Raw genomic sequence first — 21623 nt, forward strand, 5'->3', positions numbered from 1 at the left:
CCCGGGAGTTTATCGGGGCTCCGGCAAGACTGCGACCGCTTTGCGGTCGATCGCCGGCAAGACCGGCTCCCACAGGTACTGCATACCCCAGACACTGTGGGGGCTGGCTTGCCAGCGATGAGGCCATCAGCAGCGCCCCAACTCTATCTGCTCACCACTGATGCGCACCGGCCACACCTGCAAGGCCTGCTGCGGATCCTCCAGGCAACGCCCGTCACGCAAGCAGAAATGCTGCTTGTACAACGGTGCCGCCACCACCAACTCGCCCTTGAGCTCCCCCACCAGCCCGCGGCCGATCACATTGGCCCCTGACTTGGGGTCGCGGTTGTCCACGGCAAACAGTGGCGTGGCATGCCCGGGCAGGTAGAACAGCGCCACCTGGCGGCCGTCGAACCACACCACCACCCCGGACTGGGCGATCAGGTCGGTACGGCTGCAGACCGCCTGCCAGTGTTGCGCCTGAACAGTTATCGCAGCGTTGGTCTGGCTCATCAGAGCACCTCCTCGGTGGTCGGGATCAAGTGAAGTTCGCCGGCGCCGATGGGCCGGCGCTGGCCGCGTTCGCGGACAAAGTGCACACCCGGGTCCGGGCGCTGGTCGTTGACGAAGGTACGGAAGCGCTTGAGTTTCTCCGGGTCTTTGAGGGCATTGGCCCACTCGCACTCGTAGCGGTCGACCACCAGCTGCATCTGCGCTTCCAGTTCTGCGCCCAGGCCCAGGCTGTCGTCGAGGATCACCTGCTTGAGGTAGTCCAGGCCGCCCTCCAGGCTTTCGCGCCACACCGAGGTGCGCTGCAGCTTGTCGGCGGTACGGATGTAGAACATCAGCACGCGGTCGATGATGCGGATCAGGCTGGCGTCGTCCAGGTCGGTGGCGAACAGTTCGGCATGCCGCGGGCGCATGCCGCCGTTGCCGCAGATGTACAGGTTCCAGCCTTTCTCGGTAGCGATCACGCCGATGTCCTTGCTCTGTGCCTCGGCACATTCGCGGGTGCAGCCGGACACCGCGAACTTGAGCTTGTGCGGCGAACGCAGGCCCTTGTAGCGGTCTTCCAGGGTCAGGGCCATCTGTACGCTGTCCTGTACGCCGTAGCGGCACCAGGTACTGCCCACGCAGGACTTCACTGTGCGCGTCGACTTGCCGTAGGCGTGGCCGGTCTCGAAGCCTGCGGCAATCAGTTCGGCCCAGATTTCTGGCAATTCATGCAGCTGGGCGCCGAACAGGTCGATGCGCTGGCCGCCGGTGATCTTGGTATAGAGGTCGTATTTTTTCGCCACTTCGCCGATGACGATCAGCTTCTCGGGGGTGATCTCGCCGCCGGGAATCCGCGGCACCACCGAGTAGGTGCCGTTCTTCTGCATGTTGGCCATGAAGGTGTCGTTGGTGTCCTGCAGTGGTACCAGCGACGGGTCCATGATCGGTTGGTTCCAGCACGAGGCGAGAATCGAGCCGATCGTGGGTTTGCAGATATCGCAGCCGACATGGCCGCGACCATGCCTGGCGAGCATCTCGTCAAAACTGAGGATGCCCTCGACCCGCACCAGCGCGTACAGCTCCTGGCGGGTGTAGGCGAAGTGCTCGCAGAGGCTCTTGTCGACGCTGACCCCACGGGCGATCAGTTCATGCTCGAACACCTGCTTGAGCAACGCCGCACAACCACCGCAACCGGTGCAGGCCTTGGTCTGCTGCTTGAGCTCGCCGAGGTCGCCGCAACCGTTGTCGATAGCCGCGCAGACCGCGCCCTTGCTGACGTTGTGGCAGGAGCAGAGGGTCGCGCTGGCGGGCAAGGCATCGACGCCCAGTGCCGGCGCGCCGGCCGACTGCGGCAGGATCAGGCCGGCCGGGTCGGCTGGCAGGGCAATGCCGTTCTGCACGTATTGCAGCAAGGTGTCGTAGTAGCTGTTGTCGCCGACCAGCACCGCGCCGATCACCTGTTTGCCGCTGGCATCGACCACCAGCCGGCGATAGGCCGATGCGGCTTCGTCGATAAAGCGATAGCTGCGTGCGCCCGGCGTGGCGCCGTGAGCGTCGCCGATGGAGCCGACATCGACGCCGAGCAGTTTGAGCTTGGTCGACATGTCGGCACCGGTAAAATTGCCAGCGTCTTCACCGGCCAGGGCCGCCGCGACATTGCGCGCCATGCTGTAGCCCGGCGCGACCAGGCCGAATACGCTGCCGTTCCATGAGGCACATTCGCCAATGGCGAAGATCCGTGGGTCGCTGCTGCGACACGCACTGTCGATCACCACCCCGCCGCGCGGCGCGATTTCCAGGCCGCTGCTGCGACCCAGGGCGTCCTGTGGGCGGATACCGGCGGAGAACACGATCAGGTCGGTTTCAAGAAACTCGCCGCCGTCGAAGTTCATCCGGTAGCGATAGTCTTCACCGGCAACGATGGCCTGGGTCGCCCGCGACAGGTGCACGCCAACCCCCAGGGCTTCGATCTGCGCACGCAAGGCCGCGCCGCCTTCGGCATCCAGTTGCACCGGCATCAAGCGCGGGGCGAACTCCACCACGTGGGCCTCCAGGCCCAAGGACTTCAAGGCATTGGCCGCCTCAAGGCCGAGCAGGCCACCGCCGACCACCACGCCACGGCGGGCACTGCTGGCGGCGCCGCGGATGGCATCGAGATCATCGAGGGTGCGATAGACCAGGCGCGCCGCCCCGTGCGAGCCTTCAATCGGCGGCACGAACGGATAGGAGCCGGTGGCCAGGACCAGTTGATCATAAGGGTAGCGCCCGGTGCGGGTGACCACTTCGCAGCGTTCGCGGTCGATCTCCAGGACCGGCTCACCCAGGTGCAGGTGGATGCCGTGCCCGGCGTACAAACCCGCCTCGCCCAGCGCCAGGGTCTCGGCATCACTGCCACTGAAGTACTCCGACAGGTGCACACGGTCGTAGGCGCGCTGGCGCTCTTCGCCGAACACCCGCACCTGGAAGCGGCCCAGGGCACCGCGTTCGATCAGTTGCTCGATGCAGTGATGACCGACCATGCCGTTGCCGACGATGATCAGCTGTTGCCGCGCTTCGATGCTGGTAAACCCATTCATACCCGATCCTCACTCAAGGCCATTCACGGTGGCTTTGCTGCTGGGGGCCAACCCCGAAAAACAAAAAAGGCGCCTGGAGCCGAAGCTCCAGGCGCCTTTGCCTGGTCGTTTTATGTAGTCCCGGTTGCGAATCGCCATTGACCCGCGAGGACGTTGTAAGCAAGCAAAAGCAGGTAGCGTGCCAACTGCCAAAGTCTTTGAAACCGGGGGTTCTACGCTATCCGTCCGGGCCGTTATCGACCCAGGCTGGTGCAGCCCTCCCCCTTATGGGGCGCTCAGTAGACGTCACGCAGGTAGCGCTTGGCGCGGCTCAGTTCGCTGACATAGGCCTCGGCCCGCTCCACACTCATGCCGCCGTGCTGATGAACCGCCTGCTTGAGCGCCGCATCGACGTCCCTGGCCATGCGCTCGGCGTCACCACAGACATACAAGTGCCCGCCCTCCTCCAGCCAGCGCCAGAGTTCGGCGCCGTGTTCGAGCATGCGCTGCTGGACGTAGATCTTCTGCGCCTGGTCGCGGGAGAACGCGGTGTCCAGGCGGCTCAGGTGGCCGTCCCGCTGCCAGGCCAGCAGCTCGTCGCGGTAGTAGAAGTCCGTGGCCGCTTGCTGCTCACCGAACAGCAGCCAGTTGCGGCCTGTGGCACCCTCGGCCTGACGCTCCTGAAGAAACGCCCGGAACGGCGCCACACCGGTGCCGGGGCCAACCATGATCACCGGCGCCGAGCTGTCACTGGGCAGGCGAAAGTGCGCGGTCGGCTGGCTGAAGATTTCTACCCGGCCGGGCTCGCTGCGGTCGGCCAGGTAGGTCGAGCACACGCCCTTGCGCTGGCCGTAACGGACGGTGGAAACCGTCAGGTGCACCTGATGCGGATGCAGCTTCTGGCTTGAGCTGATCGAGTACAGCCGCGGCTGCAAGGGTTTTAGCAGGCCCAACCAGCTATCCAGGCTCAGCTCGGGTTTGCACGCGTGCACCAGGTCGATCAGCTGTTTGCCCCACAGCCAGTCCTTGAGCGCAGCCTTGTTGTGCGGTGCAAGCAACTCGCGCAGTTGCTCATTGCCAACCGCGAAGGCCTCGAGCAATGGCGGCGTGATGCGGGCGATCTCCAGGTGCTCCAGCAGCGCCTCGGCCAACGGCATGTCGGCCTGGCCCTTGAGGCTGATGCAGCGGCTGCCATCGAAGCGGGTGGCGGTCAGCAGTTCGTCGACCAACGCCGGGCAGTTGCGCGGCCATACACCCAGGGCGTCACCGGACTGATAAGTGAAACCGCTGTCGCCCAGGTCGAATACCAGTTGGCGGGTTTCCTTGAGCGCGCCGGGGCCATTGAGCAGGCGATTGCCGACCAGGGTCGTTGCCAGCGGCCTGGTTTTGCTGAAGCCGGTTGCGGCCGGCGCTGCCACTGGCGCTTCGAGCAGCAGCTCGCCGTAGCCCAGTTTGCCCAGCAGCGCCTGCAACCATTGCCCGGCCGGTTCATTGAGATCGCCCTCGCAATCGACCCTGTCCAGCAAGCGCTCAGCCCCCAGTTCTGCCAGGCGCTGATCGAGCTTGCGACCAAACCCGCAGAACTGTTCATAGCTGGAATCCCCCAGGGCCAGCACCGCATAGGGCACACCGGCGCAGCGTTGGGAGTGCTCGCCATGCAGGCCACGCCAGAACGCCGCGCCGCTGTCCGGCGCGTCACCGTCGCCAAAGGTACTGGCGATCAGCAGCAGGCTGGCGGGATTGTCCAGTTGCTCCACAGCCACGTCTTCCATGCAGCGCAACTGGACCGGCAAGCCGACCTGGCGCAAGCGCTCGGCGCACTGTTCGGCCAGGGCCTGACCGTTGCCGGTTTGCGAGGCCCAGAGCAGCAGGTGCTTGTCCTGTACCGAGGCGTGCTGCTGATCGACCTGGACGGCCTCGATACGTTCGCCAGCGACCCGGCTCAGGGCCACCGCGCAGTACTTGAAGGCCGGTTGCAGCGACAGCGGATCGACCGCGTCGCTGGTCAGCGCATTGATCGCCAGGTTGTCGCCGTAGACGTCGTTCCAGTGAAACGGCGCAAAGCAGTTGCCCGCCAGTACCTGGGTGGTGATCCGTGCCGGCAGCAGCGCCTGCCCGCGGCGTGAACGGATCTGCACCTGATCCTTTTCAGCGATGCCCAGGCGCTCGGCATCGTCCGGATGAATCTCCACGAACGGCCCGGGGTCGAGCTTGTTCAACGCCGCCACCTTGCCGGTCTTGGTCAGGGTGTGCCACTGGTGCTGGACCCGGCCGGTGTTGAGCACCAGCGGAAAGTCAGCGTCTGGCCGTTCGGCGCTGGGCAGGCAAGGCCGGGCAAAGAAGCGTGCCTTGCCGCTGGGGGTGGGGAAGGCAATGGCAGGCACCTGGCCTTGCGCATCACGCAGCAGGACCTGGCTGACACCGTCGTTGCGATAGCGCAGCGGGCTGCGATCATGCTCGCGCCCGGGTTCACACGGCCACTGCTGCGCTGCCTCACGCAAGCCGGCATAGCTGACGCCGCGCACATCGTAGCCGGTGGCCGGGTTCCAGGCCTGACGCAGCTCGTCGAACACCGCCTCGGCATTGGCGTAGCTGAACGCCTCGGCGTAGCCCATGGCACAGGCGATACGGGCAATGATCTGCCAGTCGGGCAAACTCTCGCCCGGCGCCTCGACGGCCTGGTTCATCAGGGTCAGGTTGCGCTCGGAGTTGACCATCACCCCCTCGCCCTCGGCCCACAAGGCGGCGGGCAGGAGGATATCGGCGTAGCGATTGGTCTCGGTGTCGAGGAAGGCATCCTGGGTGATCACCAACTGCGCCGCCTGCAAGCCTTCGATCACCTGCTGGCGGTTGGCGACGCTGGCCACCGGGTTGCTGCAGATGATCCAACAGGCCTTGATCTGCCCGGCCGCCAGGCTTTCGAACAGCGCCACCGTGCCGTCACCGGCTTCGCTGCGCAGGCTGCCGGCTGGGATCTGCCAGAGCTGCTCGACGAAGGCACGATCTGCCGCGACCAGCGCCGAACGCTGCCCTGGCAGGCCGGGGCCCATGTAACCCATTTCGCGCCCACCCATGGCATTGGGCTGGCCGGTCAGCGAAAACGGCCCGCTGCCCGGCCGGCAAATGGCGCCGGTGGCCAGGTGCAGGTTGCACAGGGCGTTGGTCTGCCAGGTGCCATGGATGCTCTGGTTCAGGCCCATGGTCCAGCAACTCATCCACTCCGGGGCCTGGCCGATCCACGTTGCAGCTTGGCGGATATCGACTTCGCGCAGCCCGGTGATGGCGGCGACCCGCTCAGGTGTGTAGTCCTCGAGAAAGGCCGGCATCGCCTCCCAGCCTTCGGTGTAGCGCTGGATGAAATCGGCGTCGCACTGGCCGTTCTGCCGCAATAGATAAAGCAGGCCATTGAGCAGCGCCAGGTCGGTGCCTGGCTTGATCTGCAGGAACAGGTCGGCCTTGGCAGCGGTGGCGCTGTGCCTGGGGTCGACGACGATCAGCCGCGCGCCGGCCTTGAGCCGGTCGAGCAGGCGCAAGAACAGGATCGGGTGACAATCGGCCATGTTCGCGCCAATCACGAAAAACACCTCGGCGCGATCAAAATCCTGGTAGCTGCCCGGCGGCCCATCGGCGCCCAGCGACAGTTTGTAGCCGCTGCTGGCACTGGCCATGCACAGGCGCGAGTTGGACTCGATATGCCGGCTGCGGACAAAGCCCTTGGCCAGTTTGTTGATCAGGTACTGGGCCTCCAACGACATCTGTCCGGAGACATAGAACCCCAGGGCGTCGGGCCCATGCTCATCAATAATCGCCCGCAGGCGCTGCGCGGCCTGTTCGATGGCGGTCTGCATGCCGCGCTGCACCGGGTCGCGCTGACGCTGGTCACGCAAGTAGGCGTGCTCCATGCGCCCGGACTCGCGCAGCGGTTGATGGGCGGTCAGGCCCTTGGTGCACAGGCGGCCAAAGTTGCTGGGGTGCTGTTTGTCGCCACTGACCTTGGTCACCCGCCCGCCTTCCACGGTCATGACGATGCCACAACCGACGCCACAATACGGGCACACGCTGCGCACGCTGGTGCTGCTCATCGGCCTACCTCCTGATTGCGCAAACAAAAAGGCGCCCTGCTGCCCCGGCTTGAATCAACAAGCGGGGGCAACACGGCGCCTTTGTCGTGAACGGGGCAATCTGCGTTGATTGCCGGATGTTCAAGCTATAGCAAGGGCCGCGCCAGAATCGGCAAGGCCTTGCTGTGCGGGGCTCGGGCACTCACCGGCGGCTGCCAGGCTGCACCGCATTGGGCCCGCTTGCACCATCGGATGGCACAGCCAGCAGGCGTGGCCGTATCATTGGCGTACATTCAAAGAGACGAAATACCTTCCCCCATGAGCCAAGTGGTCCTGAAAAACGCCGAACAGCTGGCCCTGATGCGCACTGCCGGCCAGTTGCTGAGCCAGGTGTTCGCCCACCTCGACAATTTCATCGCCCCCGGGGTCAGCACCCTGCAGATCAACGACCGGGCCGAGGCGTTCATCGTCGATGTGCTCAAGGCGCGACCGGCGAGCAAGGGCCAGTACGGCTTTGCCTATTCGCTGAACACCTCGGTCGACCACGTGGTGTGCCACGGCGTGCCGCACGCCGACGAGGTGCTCAAGGCCGGCTCCATCGTCAACGTCGACATCACCCTGGAGCAAGGCGGCTACATTGCCGACTCGTCGAAGATGTACTGCCTGGGACAGATCGATGCCGCCGCCCGGCGACTGGTCGACACCACCTATGCCGCGCTCTGGCAAGGCATTCGCCATGTGCGCCCCGGCGCGACCCTGGGCGATATCGGCCACGCCATCCAGCGCCACGCCGAAGCCGCTGGCTACAACGTGGTGCGTGAGTACTGCGGCCACGGCATCGGCCGGCAGATGCACGAGGCGCCCGAAGTGTTGCACTACGGCCACCCGGGCAGCGGCCTGCCGCTCAAGCCCGGCATGGTGTTCACCATCGAGCCGATGATCAACCAGGGCGGACGTGGCGTGCGCACCCTCAAGGACGGCTGGACGGTGATCACCCGCGACCGCAGCCTGTCGGCGCAATGGGAACACACCATCGCCGTCACCGCCGACGGTTTTGAAGTGCTGACCCTGCGCGAAGAAGAGCGCGCCATGCTGGCCAGCGCTTAACGCAGCGAATCCGGTTTGCCGCGCACCGCGCGGCTCTCTACAATCCGCGCCATTACGGCCGGCACCCGCACACTCCTCTACCGGCCCCGGAGCTTTTTCATGGAAGAAATCGAGCAGCACTGGCTGTACGCCCTTTCCGCGCCCATGGTCGCCCTCAACGGCGCCAGCTACACCGCGGCGACCTACTTCGAAACCGACGTGGAAGACGAGGCCGACCTGAAAAAGTGGTGGGGCATCAGCAATCGCCAGGAGCTGCTTAAAATCCTCACCATGGCCGACACTGGCCACGCCCAGCAGGTCAAGGACGCCTACTGGCAAGCCGCGCGCTGCCTGCCCAGCGAATGGCAGCAGGTGCTTGAGCTGTTGAGCCCACGCCAACGCATCCAGTACCAATTCGCCCTGCGCACTCTCGCCGACTGCGGCCAAGGCGGCGTACGCGCCTGGGACATCGGGCGCATGAGCTACCTGCTGCGTGCCGGCCTGCGCAAGGGCTACGTCAGCCTCGATGAAAGCCTCTGGCTGCACGGCCGCCTGGCCCTGCGTGCACGCCACTACTACAACGACTGGGACCGCTACCTGGCCGGTTACCTGTTTGGCAGGGCGCTGTGGAACTGCTCCAGCAGCAGCGACGAGGAACTGGCCCAGAACCTGGAACGCCAGGGCAGCGAACACTGGAACCGTTGCATCATGATGAACCTGAGCCAAAACGCCCTGGACTTTTTCGCCAACATTCCTTGGGACCTGCCGCTAAACCTGCCTGAATGCCCCGACACCCTGCCAAAGGATTGCTGGTCATGAGCTGCTGGATTCGCCTGGGCATCGAGCCGACCAACGATCCCGATGTCATCCGCGGCGCTTACCGCGCGTTGTTGCCGCAGCACCACCCGGAAACCGACCCGCAAGGTTTCCAGGCCCTGCGCGAGGCCTATGAGCACGCCCTGCGCCTGGCCCGCGACGAGCAGGATGAGGACCTTGAGCACAACGATCCGGTGCCTGCGCGCAATACACTGATCGAACAGACCATGGCGGACTTCGCCAAGCTGCTCGCCGACCCGACCCGACGCTTCGATCCGCCGGCCTGGCAGGCCTTCATCGATGGTTTCAGCAGCTTGAGCCTGGGTGACCAGGAACAGATCAGCTGGCACCTTTTGTACAACCTGATGGAGGCCGGCCCGTTGTCGCACGCCTGCGTGCAGCTGATGGCCACTCACCTGGGCTGGGAAAACGAAGTGCTGCGTCTGGAGGATCCGCGCCAGGCCGACGAATTCCTCGAAAGTATCAGCGAGCCAGACCCGTTCGACACCCGCGTGATGAAACACTGGTCGGCCGAAGCGCAGGTCGAAGCCCTGTGGTTCGCCAGGAACCTGGATTACTTCTACCATAACCGGCCGCTGTTCGAATTCGAGAGCTTCGCCACCCTGCACACCTGCATGCCGTTCCCGGATGACCAGGCCTATATCCAGCGCCTGCTGGCACAGCTGTGCCAGGCCGGCATCGGCAACACCTGCTTCTTTGCCTTGATCGCCGAGCAACAACGCCAGGCGCCGGACGATATCGACCTGCTGTATATGCTCGCCTGCCAGGCCAGCGACACCGGCCAGGTAGAGCTGGCCCGCCAGTGCTGGACCCGCCTGTGGCGCGAACACCAGTACCCGGAAGCCGCCCGCTGGTTGCTGAACCTGTACGCCAAGCAACAGCCGCAGCGCCTGCCGCTGCTGATCCTGGCCATGGATCGCCTGGATCCGGTATACGAATGGCCGCAAGACCTGAACGATCCAGGGCAGACCTGGGGCAGCCCGTCGCAACGCCCGGAAACCGTGACGCGCTTGTTCGAAGCCGCGCGTAACGAGCACGAAGGTATCGCCGGGATTTTCGTCAAATGGCGCCTGGACGGCAAAGATGAACTGCCGCTGCTGGCCTGGCTGCTCGACGATCAGCCGGACCGCCAGTTGCAGCGCCTGTACCGCCACGCCTGGGCACTGACCCGCGGTGACAGCGGCCTGCTGCGGCAAATCCTGGACGAACCGCTGGGCGATGATCCGCTGGAGATCCTGATCCTCGAAGGCTTCAAGTACCAGGCCGAGCAACAGTTGCGCTGGCTCAACCAGTCGCCGCTGGCCCTGGCCCTGACCGCCTTCATCAACAGCCCTTCGGCGCACCCGCAACTGCCCGAGGTGCTGCGCGAAGACAGCGGCTCGCCGGTGGCCCGCGACTGGCTGCGGCGGGTGCGCAGCTACCCGGCCGCAACCCTGCCCAAGCTCACCGAGCTGATCAAGCCGGGCAACCTGATGCCCGAGCCCTATGGCGTGCAGCTGCTTTCGGAACTGGCCGAGGCCGGTATCGAGCTGCCGCGCCCGCCTGCCGATGACGGCCTGTGGACCTGGCACCGGCAGAACCTGTTCATGCTCGCCCTGATCGATGAACCCGAGCGTTGGCTGGCGATGGTGCCGACGCAACTGCTGGCAAGCCTGCCGTATGCGCCTGGCCATCCGTTCGCCGGGTTGCAGCAGTTGCTGCTACGCCTGCAGAGCCAGCAAGGCAACGTCAATGGCCTGCTGGGCTGGCTGGACGACAACGATCCGCTGCAGCACTTTATCAGCCAGCGCCTGCTCACCGTGCAACAAGCCCTGGACAGCGCCAAGCTGCCCAGCAACCTGCAACTGTATGCCTGCCTGGAGCACGACCCGCACGCGTTTGACGATGACGTGCTGGGCATGATGGTGCTGTGCGGCATCCTCTATCACGACCCGAGCCTGAGCGCCGAGCAGCATGGCAGCCTGCTGCGGCGCATCTCCACCCTGACCTGCCCGGATGCCTGGTTCGAACCGTTTCGCAGCGGCCTGATCAAGGGCGAACCGGTGCGCCCGCCACGCAAGGTGCTGGAAGAAGACGAGCTGATCAACAGCACGCTGTTCTACAGCATGCTCGACGCCCTCAAGAACCTGGCACGCTACGGCAGCGCCGGGGTACCGCGGGCCAAGGTGCTCAAGGAGCTGCAGCGCGGCAAGGATTACCCGGGCATGGACGCCGGCATTCGCGCAGCACTGACGGCATTGCTGTCGTGGTCTGAGCGTCTGCTGCTGGCCAATACCGGCAGCCAGCCGGTACCGGCCTCGCACCTATGGAAACTGGGCAGCCGCCTGGGTCGCAAGGGCTATGGCGTACAGGTGGTCGGCAGCGTCTTGCTCGGGCCGATCCTCACCCTGACGGCCAGCACTTCGCTCGGGCAAGCCTTCTTCGGCCTGTTGTTCTTCGGCCTGCTCGGCAGTGCCACCCTGCGCCGTCTGCACGATATTGGCCGGGGCATCCCGACGATGATCATCTTCGCGATGCTGCTCCCGTTCCTGCACTTCTTGCCGTTGGTGCTGCTGATACTGCCAGGCGAACCGCTGCCCAACCGCTACGGTGTGCCGCCCGTCCATCAGCCACAGGACAGCCTGGACAGTGGCCTGCAAGCCGCCCTGCGGCGGCTCAACGGTCAGTAACGCAGTTCGTCCAGCGCCTCGATGAGGCGCTGGCGAGCGTTGGCGATCTCCGTCGAATGCTGGCCGGCCAGGATCGCGCTGAACTCCTTGAGCCAGTCACCGATCAAGTCGCGGTCATCGCCCAGGGTCTGCGACCAGGCGCGCTCCAGGCGGGCCAGCAAGGTCCGGTTGGGCAATGCGTCGCGCGGGTGGATCTTCAGCCCTGCAAGGCGCGCATGGCTGGCTTGGCGCGCTTCTTCATCCAGCCCGGTAGGGCTGCGATCGATCACGTGGCTGAACTGCTCGCCAGTACCCGGCAAGGTGACATCGACTTCCAGCAGGCCGTTGATGTCGTAGCTAAAACGCACGTCCAGGCGCTGGAGCTTGCCGTTTGGCGTCAGCGGGACCTTGAAGGAATCGACAAAGATGTTGTCCTCGACACTCGGTCGCTCGCCCTGATAGACCCGGATGCTGATCATTTTCTGTTCAATGTGGGTGCTATAGAACGGCTTGATCCGTGAAGTCGGAATCACGGTATTGCGGTCGATGATCGGCGCAAAGATCTCGCTCTGGTATTCACCATCCACTGCGGCGATACCCAGGGTGTAGGGGCAGACATCGGTGAGGATCAGCTCTTCGATCGCCGAATCGCGCGCCTTGCACGCCGCCTGGGTGGCGGCGCCGAGGGCAACGATGGTGTCCGGGTCGAGGTGACGGTAAGGCAGGCGGCCGAACAGGGTCGAGACCATCTGCTGGATCACCGGCATGCGCGTGGCACCGCCGACCAGCACCAGGCTGTCGAGGTCACTGGCGCGCAGGCGCGCATCGCGCAGGGCCTGCTCGATCGGCGCACGAATCCGCGCCAGCAAAGGCGCCCAGATCTTCTGCGCACGGGCTTCATCCAGCGACCACTGGCGGCTGACGCCGTCACCGTTCCAGCTCAAGTGCTGCTCGCCCTCGCCCAGTTTGCACTTGAGCTGCTCGATGGCATCGGCAAGGCTGGCCAGGGCCTGGGGTGCAAGCATCGCGGGCTTGAGTTGCCAGCCCTGCAGGCAGGCCTGCAGCAAGGCGGCGGTAAAGTCTTCGCCACCGAGGAAGTTGTCGCCGGTCGAGGCATGCACCTCGATCAGCGGTAGCGCGTACTCCAGCACCGTGACGTCAAACGTGCCGCCGCCAAGATCGAAGATCAGCGTGCGCTCGAACTTCTGCTCGTGCAGGCCGTAAGCCATGGCCGCAGCCGTCGGTTCGTTGATCAGGCGCTGGACTTTCAGCCCGGCAAGCTCGGCGGCAAAGCTGGTGCGCTTGCGCTGCTCGTCGCTGAAGTAAGCCGGCACGGAAATCACCGCTTCGCTGATCGGGCAGCCGAGAAAAGCTTCGGCATCGGCCTTGAGCGAGCCGAGCACCAGCGCCGACAGTTCTTCGGGGCTGAAGGTCTGGTCACCGAGCGTGATCTTTTTTTCGCTGCCCATGAAGCGTTTGAAGGCGGCTGCGGTACGTTGCGGGTGGGTGGTCAGGCGCGAGCGCGCAGCCTTGCCGACCAGGATGCTGCCGTCTTCGTCGAGGCTGACCACCGAAGGAGTGAGCACGTCGCCGAGGGCATTGGGAATCAGTTGTGCCCGGCCATCTTGCCAGACCGCCACCAGGCTGTTGGTGGTACCCAGGTCGATACCCAGCATTGGCGCCGGGGAAGTGCTTGCATCCTGCATGTTCGATCTCTTGCTCAGAAGTGGGGCTGGCACGGAGAAAACAGTAGCGTCCCAGCGTACTGGTGGATTCTGGACGAATTCCAGAAACAAAAAAAGCGACCCTAAGGTCGCTTTCTTTGTGGCTTCCGGGTGTTCAGTGGGCCCTGGAAGCTAAATATGGCGCAGCGGACGGGACTCGAACCCGCGACCCCCGGCGTGACAGGCCGGTATTCTAACCGACTGAACTACCGCTGCGCGATACACTGAGAAGTGGTGGGTGATGACGGGATCGAACCGCCGACCCTCTGCTTGTAAGGCAGATGCTCTCCCGGCTGAGCTAATCACCCTTCGTCTCGGTGTGGCGCGCATTCTACGGAGCACCGCACACTCTGGCAAGTACTTTTTTAAAAAAAATTTTCAGGCGTTCCAAAGACTTAGCGGACTTGGCCTGAAGCGCCCGCTCGGAGAATAATGCCCTCCTTATGTGTTGAGGAGAGATTCACCCCATGTGGTTCAAAAACCTGCTGACCTACCGCCTGACCCAGGACATCCCGTTCGACCCCGAGGCACTGGAAACCGCTCTGGCCAGCAAGCCGGCTCGCCCATGCGCCAGCCAGGAGTTGACCACTTATGGCTTCATCGCCCCGTTCGGCAAAGGTGAAGACGCACCGCTGGTGCATGTCAGCGGTGACTTCCTGCTGATCGCCGCACGTAAAGAAGAACGCATTCTGCCGGGCAGCGTGGTGCGCGATGCGGTCAAGGAGAAGATCGACGAGATCGAAGCCGAGCAGATGCGCAAGGTCTATAAGAAGGAGCGCGACCAGATCAAGGACGAGATCATCCAGGCCTTCCTGCCGCGCGCCTTTATTCGTCGCTCGATGATCTTCGCCGCCATCGCCCCCAAGCAAGGCCTGATCCTGGTCAATTCGGCCAGCGCCAAGCGTGCCGAAGACCTGCTGTCGACCCTGCGTGAAGTCATCGGCTCGCTGCCGGTGCGCCCGGTGACCGTGAAGATCGCCCCGAGCGCGACCATGACCGACTGGGTCAAGACCCAGCAGGCCGCGCCTGACTTCTATGTACTGGATGAGTGCGAGCTGCGCGACACCCACGAAGACGGCGGCATCGTCCGTTGCAAGCGCCAGGACCTGACCAGCGACGAGATCCAGTTGCACCTGGGCACCGGTAAGGTCGTGACGCAACTGTCGCTGGCCTGGCAGGACAAACTGTCGTTCGTGCTCGACGACAAGATGGTCATCAAGCGCCTGCGCTTTGAAGAGCTGCTGCAGGACCAGGCTGAAGAAGACGGCGGCGACGAGGCCCTGGGCCAGCTCGATGCCAGCTTCACCCTGATGATGCTGACCTTTGGCGAGTTCCTGCCGGCGCTGTTCGAGGCGTTGGGAGGAGAAGAAATCCCGCAGGGGATCTGACTTCAAGCTGCAAGCTGCAAGCTTCAAGCTGCAAGAAAGAGCAACAGCCACACGCGCTGCCTTTGCTTGCAGCTTGTCGCTTGCAGCTGATAGCTTATGCCCCCTGTGAGGACGGCCTCACGACGCACCGCGTGACCATTCCGGGGACGGCCCCATCACTTGATGGAGACTCTGCATGTCCTGGATCATCCTGTTTTTCGCCGGCCTGTTCGAAGTCGGCTGGGCCGTCGGTCTGAAGTACACCGACGGCTTTTCCCGCCCCCTGCCCACCGTACTGACCGTTGCCGCGATGGTCATCAGCCTCGGCCTGCTGGGCCTGGCCATGAAAGAACTGCCGCTGGGCACTGCCTACGCAATCTGGACCGGCGTCGGCGCAGTCGGCACGGTGATCGCCGGGATCATCCTGTTCGGTGAATCCATGGCCCTGGTACGGCTGGTCAGCGTGGCGCTGATCATCTGCGGCCTGGTCGGGCTCAAGGTCAGCACCAGCTGACCCTGCCCCGCCGCTTCAGAGTGAGTCGCCGCGCAGTGCGCTGACCCGCTCACGCAGCATTGCCGGCTCTGCCGCTTCCACCGGGACGGCAGAACCGGCCACCAGGGTCACCCGCGACCACAAGCGGCGAAAGAAGCCCTTGGCCGGATCGCGGCTGAAGAAACTCCCCCACAGGCCCTGCAACGCCATCGGAATCACTGGCACCGGTGTCTGCTCGATGATCCGGCTGAGGCCGCCCTTGAACTCGTCGATTTCACCGTCGCTGGTCAGCTTGCCCTCGGGGAAGATGCACACCAGTTCACCGTCAGCCAGGTAAGCGGCAATCTGCTTGAACGCCCGCTCGTAGGTCTCGATATCTTCACTGCGCCCGGCAATCGGAATCGCCCCGGCGGTACGGAAGATGAAGTTGAGCACCGGCAAGCGGTAGATCTTGTAGTACATGACAAAGCGAATCGGCCGGCGCACCGCGCCACCGATCAGCAACGCATCGACGAACGACACGTGGTTGCAGACCAACAGTGCTGCGCCCTGATCAGGAATCTGCTGCAGGTCACGGTGCTCGACGCGGTACATGGAATGGCTGAGCAGCCAGATCATGAAACGCATGGTGAACTCGGGGACGATGCGGAAGATATAGAAATTCACCGCGATGTTGAGCAGCGACACCACCAGGAACAGCTGCGGAATGCTCAGTTCCAAAAAGCTCAGCAGCACCACGCTGAAGATCGCCGAGACCACCATGAACAGTGCGTTAAGGATGTTGTTGGCGGCAATCACCCGCGAACGCTGGTCTTGCGGGGTGCGCGACTGGATCAGTGCATACAGCGGCACGATATAGAAGCCGCCGAACACACCCAGGCCGAGAATCGACCCCAGCACCCACCAGGCCTGGGCGATGCCCAGTACCGCCAGCCAGTCGTACGGCGCGGCCGCCGGCGGGATCTCGCCGGAGTGCCACCACCAGAGCAGGCCGAACAGGCTCAGGCCGAAGGAGCCGAACGGCACCAGGCCGATTTCCACCTTGTGCCCGCTCATGCGCTCGCACAACAGCGAACCGACGGCGATGCCCACCGAGAACAGGGTAAGGATCAGGGTCACCACGGTCTCGTCGCCGTGCAGCCATTGCTGGGCGTAACCGGGGATTTGCGTCAGGTATACCGCGCCAATGAACCAGAACCACGAGTTGCCGACGATCGAGCGCGACACCGCAGGCGTCTGCTTGAGGCCCATGCGCAGGGTGGCCAGGGTCTGGTTGGCGATGTTCCAGTTGATTTTCAGCTCCGGCGTAGAAGCTGCGGCGCGCGGAATGCCACGACTGGCCAGGTAGCCCAGCAGCGCCACCAGCACCACCGCCGATGACGCCCAGACGCCGTAATCGGCGCTGGACATCAGTACCCCGGCACAAATAGTACCGGCGAGGATCGCCAGGAAGGTGCCCATTTCCACCAGGCCGTTGCCGCCGACCAGCTCTTCCTCGCGCAGGGCCTGGGGCATGATCGAGTACTTCACCGGGCCGAACATGGCCGAGTGGGTGCCCATGCCGAACAACGCCAGGAGCATCAGCAAGGGTATCTGGGTCATGATGCCAATGGCACCGACCGCCATGATCGCGATCTCGGCCAGCTTGATCACGCGGATCAGCGCGTCCTTGGCGTACTTCTCACCGAACTGCCCGGCCAGCGCCGAGAACAGGAAGAACGGCAGGATGAACATCAAGGCGCAGGCGTTGACCCAGATGGCAGTGTCCTGGCCGTGGGGGCTGGCGATCTTGTAGAGAAACAGCAGGATGACCGACTGCTTGAACAGGTTGTCGTTGAACGCACCCAGCGACTGGGTGACGAAGAACGGCAAAAAGCGCCGTTTGCCAAGCAGGCTGAATTGTGAAGATTGACTCATCGTCCGTGTACCTGAGTGAGGCTTTGTTATTGGATACGCGCAGGCCGCACAAAGCCACAAACACCCAGGTAAATGCAATCTACTTGTTCAGGCCGGCAATGCACGGCGACACGAACAGCTCGCCATGCCAGGCGCCGCGCAGGGTCAGGGCGGTGACCAGCAGCCACAGTGTGGCCAGGGCCACCACCAGCAGCATGCCCAGCTCATGGAAGAAACCCAGGCCCAGCCAGGCCGCCAGTTTCAGGGTGGCCAGGGTGTACACCCCCAGCGGGAAGGTAAAGCCCCACCAGCCGAGGTTGAACGGCATGCCATGGCGGATGTAGCGCAGGGTGATCAGCACTGCGGTAAGCAACCACCACAGGCCCGCGCCCCACAGCACGATCCCGGCAATCAGGCCCAGGCCACGGGCGATTTCACCGAGGCTGCCGAGGCCATTGGCGGCGAAAATCGCCGGGGCATCGGCGCCGAGCAGAAGCATGCCCAGGGCACCGGTACCGATCGGCCCCAGGGCCAGCCAGCTCGACGCCGCCATGTTGGCCTGCGGCAGCTTGTGCAGGGCCATGCGCAGCATGAGGATGGTGAGGATGCTGAACGCCACCGGCAACGACACCGCCCACAGCACATAGCTGGTGATCAGCACCTGAAACTGCGTGTGCGCATCCACCAGGTGCGGCGCCAACAGGCCGCCACTGGCGGCGGCAACTTCAGCCGCCACCACCGGCAGCAACCATACCGCGGTCATCTGGTCGATGCTGTGTTCCTGGCGGGTGAACATCAGGTAGGGAATGGCCACGCCGCACAGCAGCGCCAGGCCGACGTCGAACCACCACAGCGCCTCGACCCAGGGCAGGATGCCTTCGCCCCAGCGATTGATGCCGAACACCAGGCAACCGTTGAGAATGGTCGCCAGCCCCATGGGGATGGTGCCAAAGAACATCGATACGGTGGAATGGGCGAAGATCCGCCGCGCTTCGTCAAAGAACAGCACCCAGCGCGCGGTGTACAGCAAGGTAAACAGCACGAACAGGCCGATGGTCAGCAACCACAGGGATTCGGCCAGGCCGCGCAGGCCTGGTACATCAACCTGCGCCAGGGCCAGGGCGAGCACGCCGGTGCCCATGGTCGCGGCGAACCAGTTGGGGGTGAACTGACGAATCACTTCGCGCGGGTGCGCCAGCTGGCTCAGCGGGCGTAACGGCGAGGTGCGGGTTTGGCTGCAAGGCATGATGGATTCTCCTGTCCTCCGGTGAGGTTGAGCTCATCTTATGCCTGAAAAATATATCTATATAACGGGTATTTTCTCTATCTGTTATCGGTTTTACAGATATACAGATTACCTCGCCCAACGCGTATGCTCAGCACCGATAACAACAAGGACGTGGTTAACAATGCTCACCGCTATCAAAAGCTACTCGGCGCAGGTTCGCCTGCTACTGGCGACCACCTTCATCCTGACCCTGGCCCGGGCGATCACCCTGCCCTACCTGGTGGTCTACCTTGCACAGAACTTCGCCCTGGACATCAGCGGCATCGGCCTGATGATCGGCGGCGCACTGATCGTCGCCTCATTGCTGAGCCTGTACGGCGGCTACCTGATCGATACCCTGCGCAGCTACACGGTGATCATCGCCGCGACCCTGACCTTTACCCTGGCCTTCATTGGCGCGGTGGTCAGCCGCGAACTCAGCCTGTTCTTCCTCTGCCTGGTGCTGATCAACCTGGCCCTGGCAGTGGTGGACATTGCCGCCAAGGCCGGCTTCTGCGCGCTGCTGCCGCTGGAGGAGCGCAGCGAGGTGTTCTCGATCAAGTACACCCTCAGCAACGTCGCCTACGCGGTCGGCCCCTTCGTCGGCGTGGCGCTGGTGCTGCTGGATGATCACTTGCCGTTTTTGCTCTCGGCGCTGCTCGGCCTGGCCATGTGCCTGAGCTACCGGCGCTGGGGCGAGCGCGCGGCGCGGGCGCGGGTCGAAGGCAACGAACAGGCCGGGTTTCTCAGTGTCGGCGTGCAGCTGGTGAAAGACCGCCGGCTGATCTGCTTCACCCTCGGCGGAGCCCTCAGCGCGGTGGTGTTCGGCCAGTTCACCGCCTACCTGTCGCAGTACCTGGTGGTAACCAGCAGCGCCAGCGAGGCGGCGCGCTACATCAGCTACCTGGTGGCCACCAACGCGGTGACGGTGATTGCCTTGCAGTATGTGATTGGCCGGCGCATCAGCAGCCGCCAGCTGATGCCCTGGCTGATCGCCGGCATGGCGCTGTTCCTGGTCGGCCTGCTGGGTTTCTCGCTGGCCCAGTCGCTGCTGGTCTGGTGCCTGGCGATGCTGGTGTTCACCCTCGGCGAGATCATTGTCATCCCCGCCGAGTACATGTTCATCGACAGCATTGCCCCGGAGCATCTGCGTGGCGTGTACTACGGCGCGCAGAACCTGTCCAACCTCGGCGCGGCGCTGGGCCCGGTGATCTGCGGCTTTGCCCTGGCGCACCTGGTGCCGGTGGCGACCTTTTACCTGTTGATTTTTTCGGTGCTGCTGGCAGCGCTGTTCTATTACCTGGGGGCCCGCCCTGCCGCACCTCAAGCCGAACAGGTGGCGGCCGAACGCTGACCGAACAGGCCGAACGCGGCCAGCAGACACAGGGCCAACAAGCCCAGGGCATACACCTGGCTAGTCGCGATCAGGCCAAAGTGGCGAACCATAAAGCCGGCCAACAAGGCCGGCAGGCAAAACGCCAGGTAACTGAGCACATAGAAGGTCGACATCAACCCGGCCCGCTCGTGAGCTTCGGCCAGTGGCAGGGTGCTGCGCAAGGCACCGAGAAAACCGGCGCCGAAGCCACTGCCGGCCACCAGCGTGGCGATGAAGAACAAACCCAGCGCAGCACTGTGCAGCGCCAGCAAAATCAGCGCCACACCACTGGCCAGCAGCACCGTGCCCAGACGCAGAACGCGTAGTGCCGGTTGCTGGCGCAGGCTGAAGATTGCCGCCGCGCCGCTCAACGTCAGCGCGGCGACCAGCGCCCCACCGGTAAGGTTGGAGGTGGACCCCGTGGTTTCGCGCACCAGCGACGGTGCCAGCGACAGAAAGAATCCACCCAACGCCCACACCGCGATATCCACTGGCAACATCCGCCACAGGGCGCGACGGGCTTGCACCGGCACGCTCAAGGCCGGCTGCAGGGACGCCCAGGCTCCGCGCTGGCGGCTGACGCTTTCCGGCAGGCGCAGCAGCAACAGGGTCAGCACGGCAAACAAGCCCAGCAGCAGCCAGTAGGCCAAGCGCAATGGCCATGCAGCATATTCGACCAACAGGCTGGTCCCCAGCGCACCGCAGGCCATACCCAGTAACGGCGCCAGGCTGTTGACCAGCGGCCCCTGGTGGCGATCGGTATCGAGCAAGGCCGCCCCCAGCACGCTGGTGGCCATGCCGGTGGCAAAGCCCTGCAACACCCGCGCAGCGAGCAACCAGGCGACGCTGTCGGCGACGATGAACAGGCCCATGGCGCCGATTTCCAGGAGCAAGGCCGCAAGGATCAAAGGCCGGCGGCCAAGGTAATCCGACAACGAGCCGACCGTCAGCAGCGCCGCCAGCAGGCTCAGGGCATAGACGGCAAAGATCAGCGTCAACGTCGCCGCCGAGAACTGCCAGGCCTGTTGATACAGATGGTACAACGGCGTCGGCGCACTGGAGGCGGCGAGAAAGCCCAGCAAAGCAACGGCCAGGTACACCAGGCGAAAACCCCGGGCGCCCGGGGGTATGGATTCAAAAACCATCAGCACTCCCAATAAAAGCTAACGATTAGCTTTAGTGCAGTGTGCGCGCCCTCCAGCCTTAACGCAAACCCTTTGTGTTAAGGTTTGGCCCATGGCGATCAAAGAAGGTATCCGCACGGGCGGCCGCAGTGCCCGTGTGCAGCAATCAGTCCATGCGGCCGTACGCACGTTGCTCCAGGAGCAGGACCGGGCGAGCCTGACTGTTCCCCAGATTGCCGCCCGCGCCGGCGTCACCCCGTCGACCATCTACCGGCGCTGGGGCGAACTGGCAGCCTTGCTGGCCGATGTCGCCGTCGAGCGTGTGCTGCCCGACGTTGCACCGCTCGACACCGGCGAGCTGCGCGCCGACCTGCGCGCCTGGACCGAGCAATACCTCGACGAAATCACCTCCGAGCCAGGCCGCAACCTGATGCGCGACGTACTCAGCAGCGCCTGCCCGGGTTACTGCACCCATATCCTGCGCGGGCAGCTGCAGGTCATTCTCGATCGTGCCCAGGCGCGCGGCGAGGCCTTGCCGGACATCGAGCGCCTGCTCGATTTGCTCGTCGCGCCGACCGTCTACCGCACCTTGTTCGCCGAAGCCCCGCCAACCCTGGAACAGCTCTACTGCCTGCTTGACCTGGCCTTGCCCGGCTAAGGCCTGCGACGCTCTGCCACTGCGACCATCGTCGGCGCTGACGAAGCCTCTGCGGCGT

14 protein-coding genes and 2 tRNA genes are annotated in these 21623 nt (G+C 64.2%); 7 read left to right on the plus strand and 9 right to left on the minus strand.

From position 1 onward, the window contains the following. Positions 1-126: 126 nt before the first annotated feature. The 3 genes from nirD to BV82_RS20165 form a co-directional block, all read right to left on the minus strand. Positions 127-492, minus strand: coding sequence for a nitrite reductase small subunit NirD (gene nirD / locus BV82_RS20155; protein ID WP_010224236.1), 366 nt, complete (start codon positions 490-492; stop codon positions 127-129). After that, on the minus strand, positions 492-3050 hold the full coding sequence (gene nirB, locus BV82_RS20160; RefSeq protein WP_036996571.1) for a nitrite reductase large subunit NirB: 2559 nt from the start codon (positions 3048-3050) through the stop codon (positions 492-494). Before nirB ends, nirD begins: the two co-directional genes overlap by 1 nt. A 275-nt stretch (positions 3051-3325) precedes the next feature. Beyond that, on the minus strand, positions 3326-7111 hold the full coding sequence (locus tag BV82_RS20165; RefSeq protein ID WP_036996573.1) for a bifunctional nitrate reductase/sulfite reductase flavoprotein subunit alpha: 3786 nt from the start codon (positions 7109-7111) through the stop codon (positions 3326-3328). A 297-nt stretch (positions 7112-7408) separates the two neighbouring features. On the opposite strand from BV82_RS20165, the gene map reads away from it, so the two are divergent. The 3 genes from map to BV82_RS20180 all read left to right on the plus strand — a co-directional run bounded on the left by map (position 7409) and on the right by BV82_RS20180 (position 11682). Continuing rightward, positions 7409-8197, plus strand: coding sequence for a type I methionyl aminopeptidase (gene map, locus BV82_RS20170; RefSeq protein WP_010224243.1), 789 nt, complete (start codon positions 7409-7411; stop codon positions 8195-8197). 99 nt (positions 8198-8296) lie between these two features. Further along, positions 8297-8995, plus strand: coding sequence for a DUF1266 domain-containing protein (locus BV82_RS20175; RefSeq protein ID WP_010224245.1), 699 nt, complete (start codon positions 8297-8299; stop codon positions 8993-8995). After that, entirely contained in the window at positions 8992-11682 is a 2691-nt protein-coding gene (locus BV82_RS20180) for a DUF805 domain-containing protein (RefSeq protein ID WP_036996574.1), read from the plus strand. The genes BV82_RS20175 and BV82_RS20180 overlap by 4 nt, the downstream gene beginning before the upstream one ends. Here the strand turns inward: BV82_RS20180 and BV82_RS20185 are convergent. The 3 genes from BV82_RS20185 to BV82_RS20195 all read right to left on the minus strand — a co-directional run bounded on the left by BV82_RS20185 (position 11676) and on the right by BV82_RS20195 (position 13693). Beyond that, positions 11676-13367 carry a molecular chaperone HscC gene (locus BV82_RS20185; RefSeq protein WP_026001395.1) on the minus strand — a complete coding sequence of 564 codons (1692 nt, stop codon included), beginning with the start codon at positions 13365-13367 and terminating at the stop codon, positions 11676-11678. The two genes, BV82_RS20180 and BV82_RS20185, sit on opposite strands and share 7 nt — an antisense overlap. 157 nt (positions 13368-13524) lie before the next feature. Beyond that, a tRNA-Asp gene (locus BV82_RS20190) sits at positions 13525-13601 on the minus strand. A gap of 16 nt (positions 13602-13617) precedes the next feature. Next, positions 13618-13693: transfer RNA gene (locus BV82_RS20195), tRNA-Val, on the minus strand. A 159-nt stretch (positions 13694-13852) separates the two neighbouring features. Between BV82_RS20195 and rdgC the strand changes: the two genes are divergently transcribed. Beyond that, on the plus strand, positions 13853-14773 hold the full coding sequence (rdgC, locus tag BV82_RS20200) for a recombination-associated protein RdgC (RefSeq protein WP_010224252.1): 921 nt from the start codon (positions 13853-13855) through the stop codon (positions 14771-14773). Between the two features lie 175 nt (positions 14774-14948). After that, entirely contained in the window at positions 14949-15266 is a 318-nt protein-coding gene (gene sugE, locus BV82_RS20205; protein ID WP_010224254.1) for a quaternary ammonium compound efflux SMR transporter SugE, read from the plus strand. Between the two features lie 15 nt (positions 15267-15281). On the opposite strand, the gene BV82_RS20210 is transcribed toward sugE, so the two are convergent. Beyond that, complete coding sequence (locus BV82_RS20210) at positions 15282-17162, minus strand: MFS transporter (protein WP_036996576.1); 1881 nt, start codon at positions 17160-17162, stop codon at positions 15282-15284. Positions 17163-17241: 79 nt separating this feature from the next. Continuing rightward, a complete protein-coding gene (locus BV82_RS20215) occupies positions 17242-18387 on the minus strand; it encodes a TDT family transporter (RefSeq protein WP_010224257.1) in 1146 nt (381 codons plus the stop codon). A 163-nt stretch (positions 18388-18550) separates the two neighbouring features. On the opposite strand from BV82_RS20215, the gene BV82_RS20220 reads away from it, so the two are divergent. Beyond that, a complete protein-coding gene (locus tag BV82_RS20220; RefSeq protein ID WP_036996577.1) occupies positions 18551-19762 on the plus strand; it encodes an MFS transporter in 1212 nt (403 codons plus the stop codon). On the opposite strand, the gene BV82_RS20225 is transcribed toward BV82_RS20220, so the two are convergent. Then, complete coding sequence (locus BV82_RS20225; protein WP_051636807.1) at positions 19732-20928, minus strand: MFS transporter; 1197 nt, start codon at positions 20926-20928, stop codon at positions 19732-19734. The two genes, BV82_RS20220 and BV82_RS20225, sit on opposite strands and share 31 nt — an antisense overlap. Positions 20929-21019: 91 nt before the next feature. Here BV82_RS20225 and BV82_RS20230 point away from each other — a divergent pair, with 91 nt between their 5' ends. Continuing rightward, positions 21020-21565: a TetR/AcrR family transcriptional regulator gene (locus BV82_RS20230; RefSeq protein ID WP_036996578.1), complete on the plus strand. Its 546-nt coding sequence runs from the start codon at positions 21020-21022 to the stop codon at positions 21563-21565. Positions 21566-21623: the final 58 nt, after the last annotated feature.

It is taken from the genome of Pseudomonas donghuensis (assembly GCF_000696345.2).
GTDB classification, from domain to species: Bacteria; Pseudomonadota; Gammaproteobacteria; order Pseudomonadales; family Pseudomonadaceae; genus Aquipseudomonas; species Aquipseudomonas donghuensis.

Excerpts from the sequence above, each read along its gene's own strand:
- BV82_RS20210 (WP_036996576.1), bottom strand. The coding sequence starts at position 17,162 with ATGAGTCAATCTTCACAATTCAGCCTGCTTGGCAAACGGCGCTTTTTG.
- sugE (WP_010224254.1), top strand. The coding sequence starts at position 14,949 with ATGTCCTGGATCATCCTGTTTTTCGCCGGCCTGTTCGAAGTCGGCTGG.
- rdgC (WP_010224252.1), top strand. The coding sequence starts at position 13,853 with ATGTGGTTCAAAAACCTGCTGACCTACCGCCTGACCCAGGACATCCCG.
- BV82_RS20165 (WP_036996573.1), bottom strand. The coding sequence starts at position 7,111 with ATGAGCAGCACCAGCGTGCGCAGCGTGTGCCCGTATTGTGGCGTCGGT.
- BV82_RS20215 (WP_010224257.1), bottom strand. The coding sequence starts at position 18,387 with ATGCCTTGCAGCCAAACCCGCACCTCGCCGTTACGCCCGCTGAGCCAG.
- BV82_RS20220 (WP_036996577.1), top strand. The coding sequence starts at position 18,551 with ATGCTCACCGCTATCAAAAGCTACTCGGCGCAGGTTCGCCTGCTACTG.
- nirD (WP_010224236.1), bottom strand. The coding sequence starts at position 492 with ATGAGCCAGACCAACGCTGCGATAACTGTTCAGGCGCAACACTGGCAG.
- BV82_RS20175 (WP_010224245.1), top strand. The coding sequence starts at position 8,297 with ATGGAAGAAATCGAGCAGCACTGGCTGTACGCCCTTTCCGCGCCCATG.
- map (WP_010224243.1), top strand. The coding sequence starts at position 7,409 with ATGAGCCAAGTGGTCCTGAAAAACGCCGAACAGCTGGCCCTGATGCGC.
- BV82_RS20225 (WP_051636807.1), bottom strand. The coding sequence starts at position 20,928 with ATGGTTTTTGAATCCATACCCCCGGGCGCCCGGGGTTTTCGCCTGGTG.
- BV82_RS20185 (WP_026001395.1), bottom strand. The coding sequence starts at position 13,367 with ATGCAGGATGCAAGCACTTCCCCGGCGCCAATGCTGGGTATCGACCTG.
- nirB (WP_036996571.1), bottom strand. The coding sequence starts at position 3,050 with ATGAATGGGTTTACCAGCATCGAAGCGCGGCAACAGCTGATCATCGTC.
- BV82_RS20230 (WP_036996578.1), top strand. The coding sequence starts at position 21,020 with ATGGCGATCAAAGAAGGTATCCGCACGGGCGGCCGCAGTGCCCGTGTG.
- BV82_RS20180 (WP_036996574.1), top strand. The coding sequence starts at position 8,992 with ATGAGCTGCTGGATTCGCCTGGGCATCGAGCCGACCAACGATCCCGAT.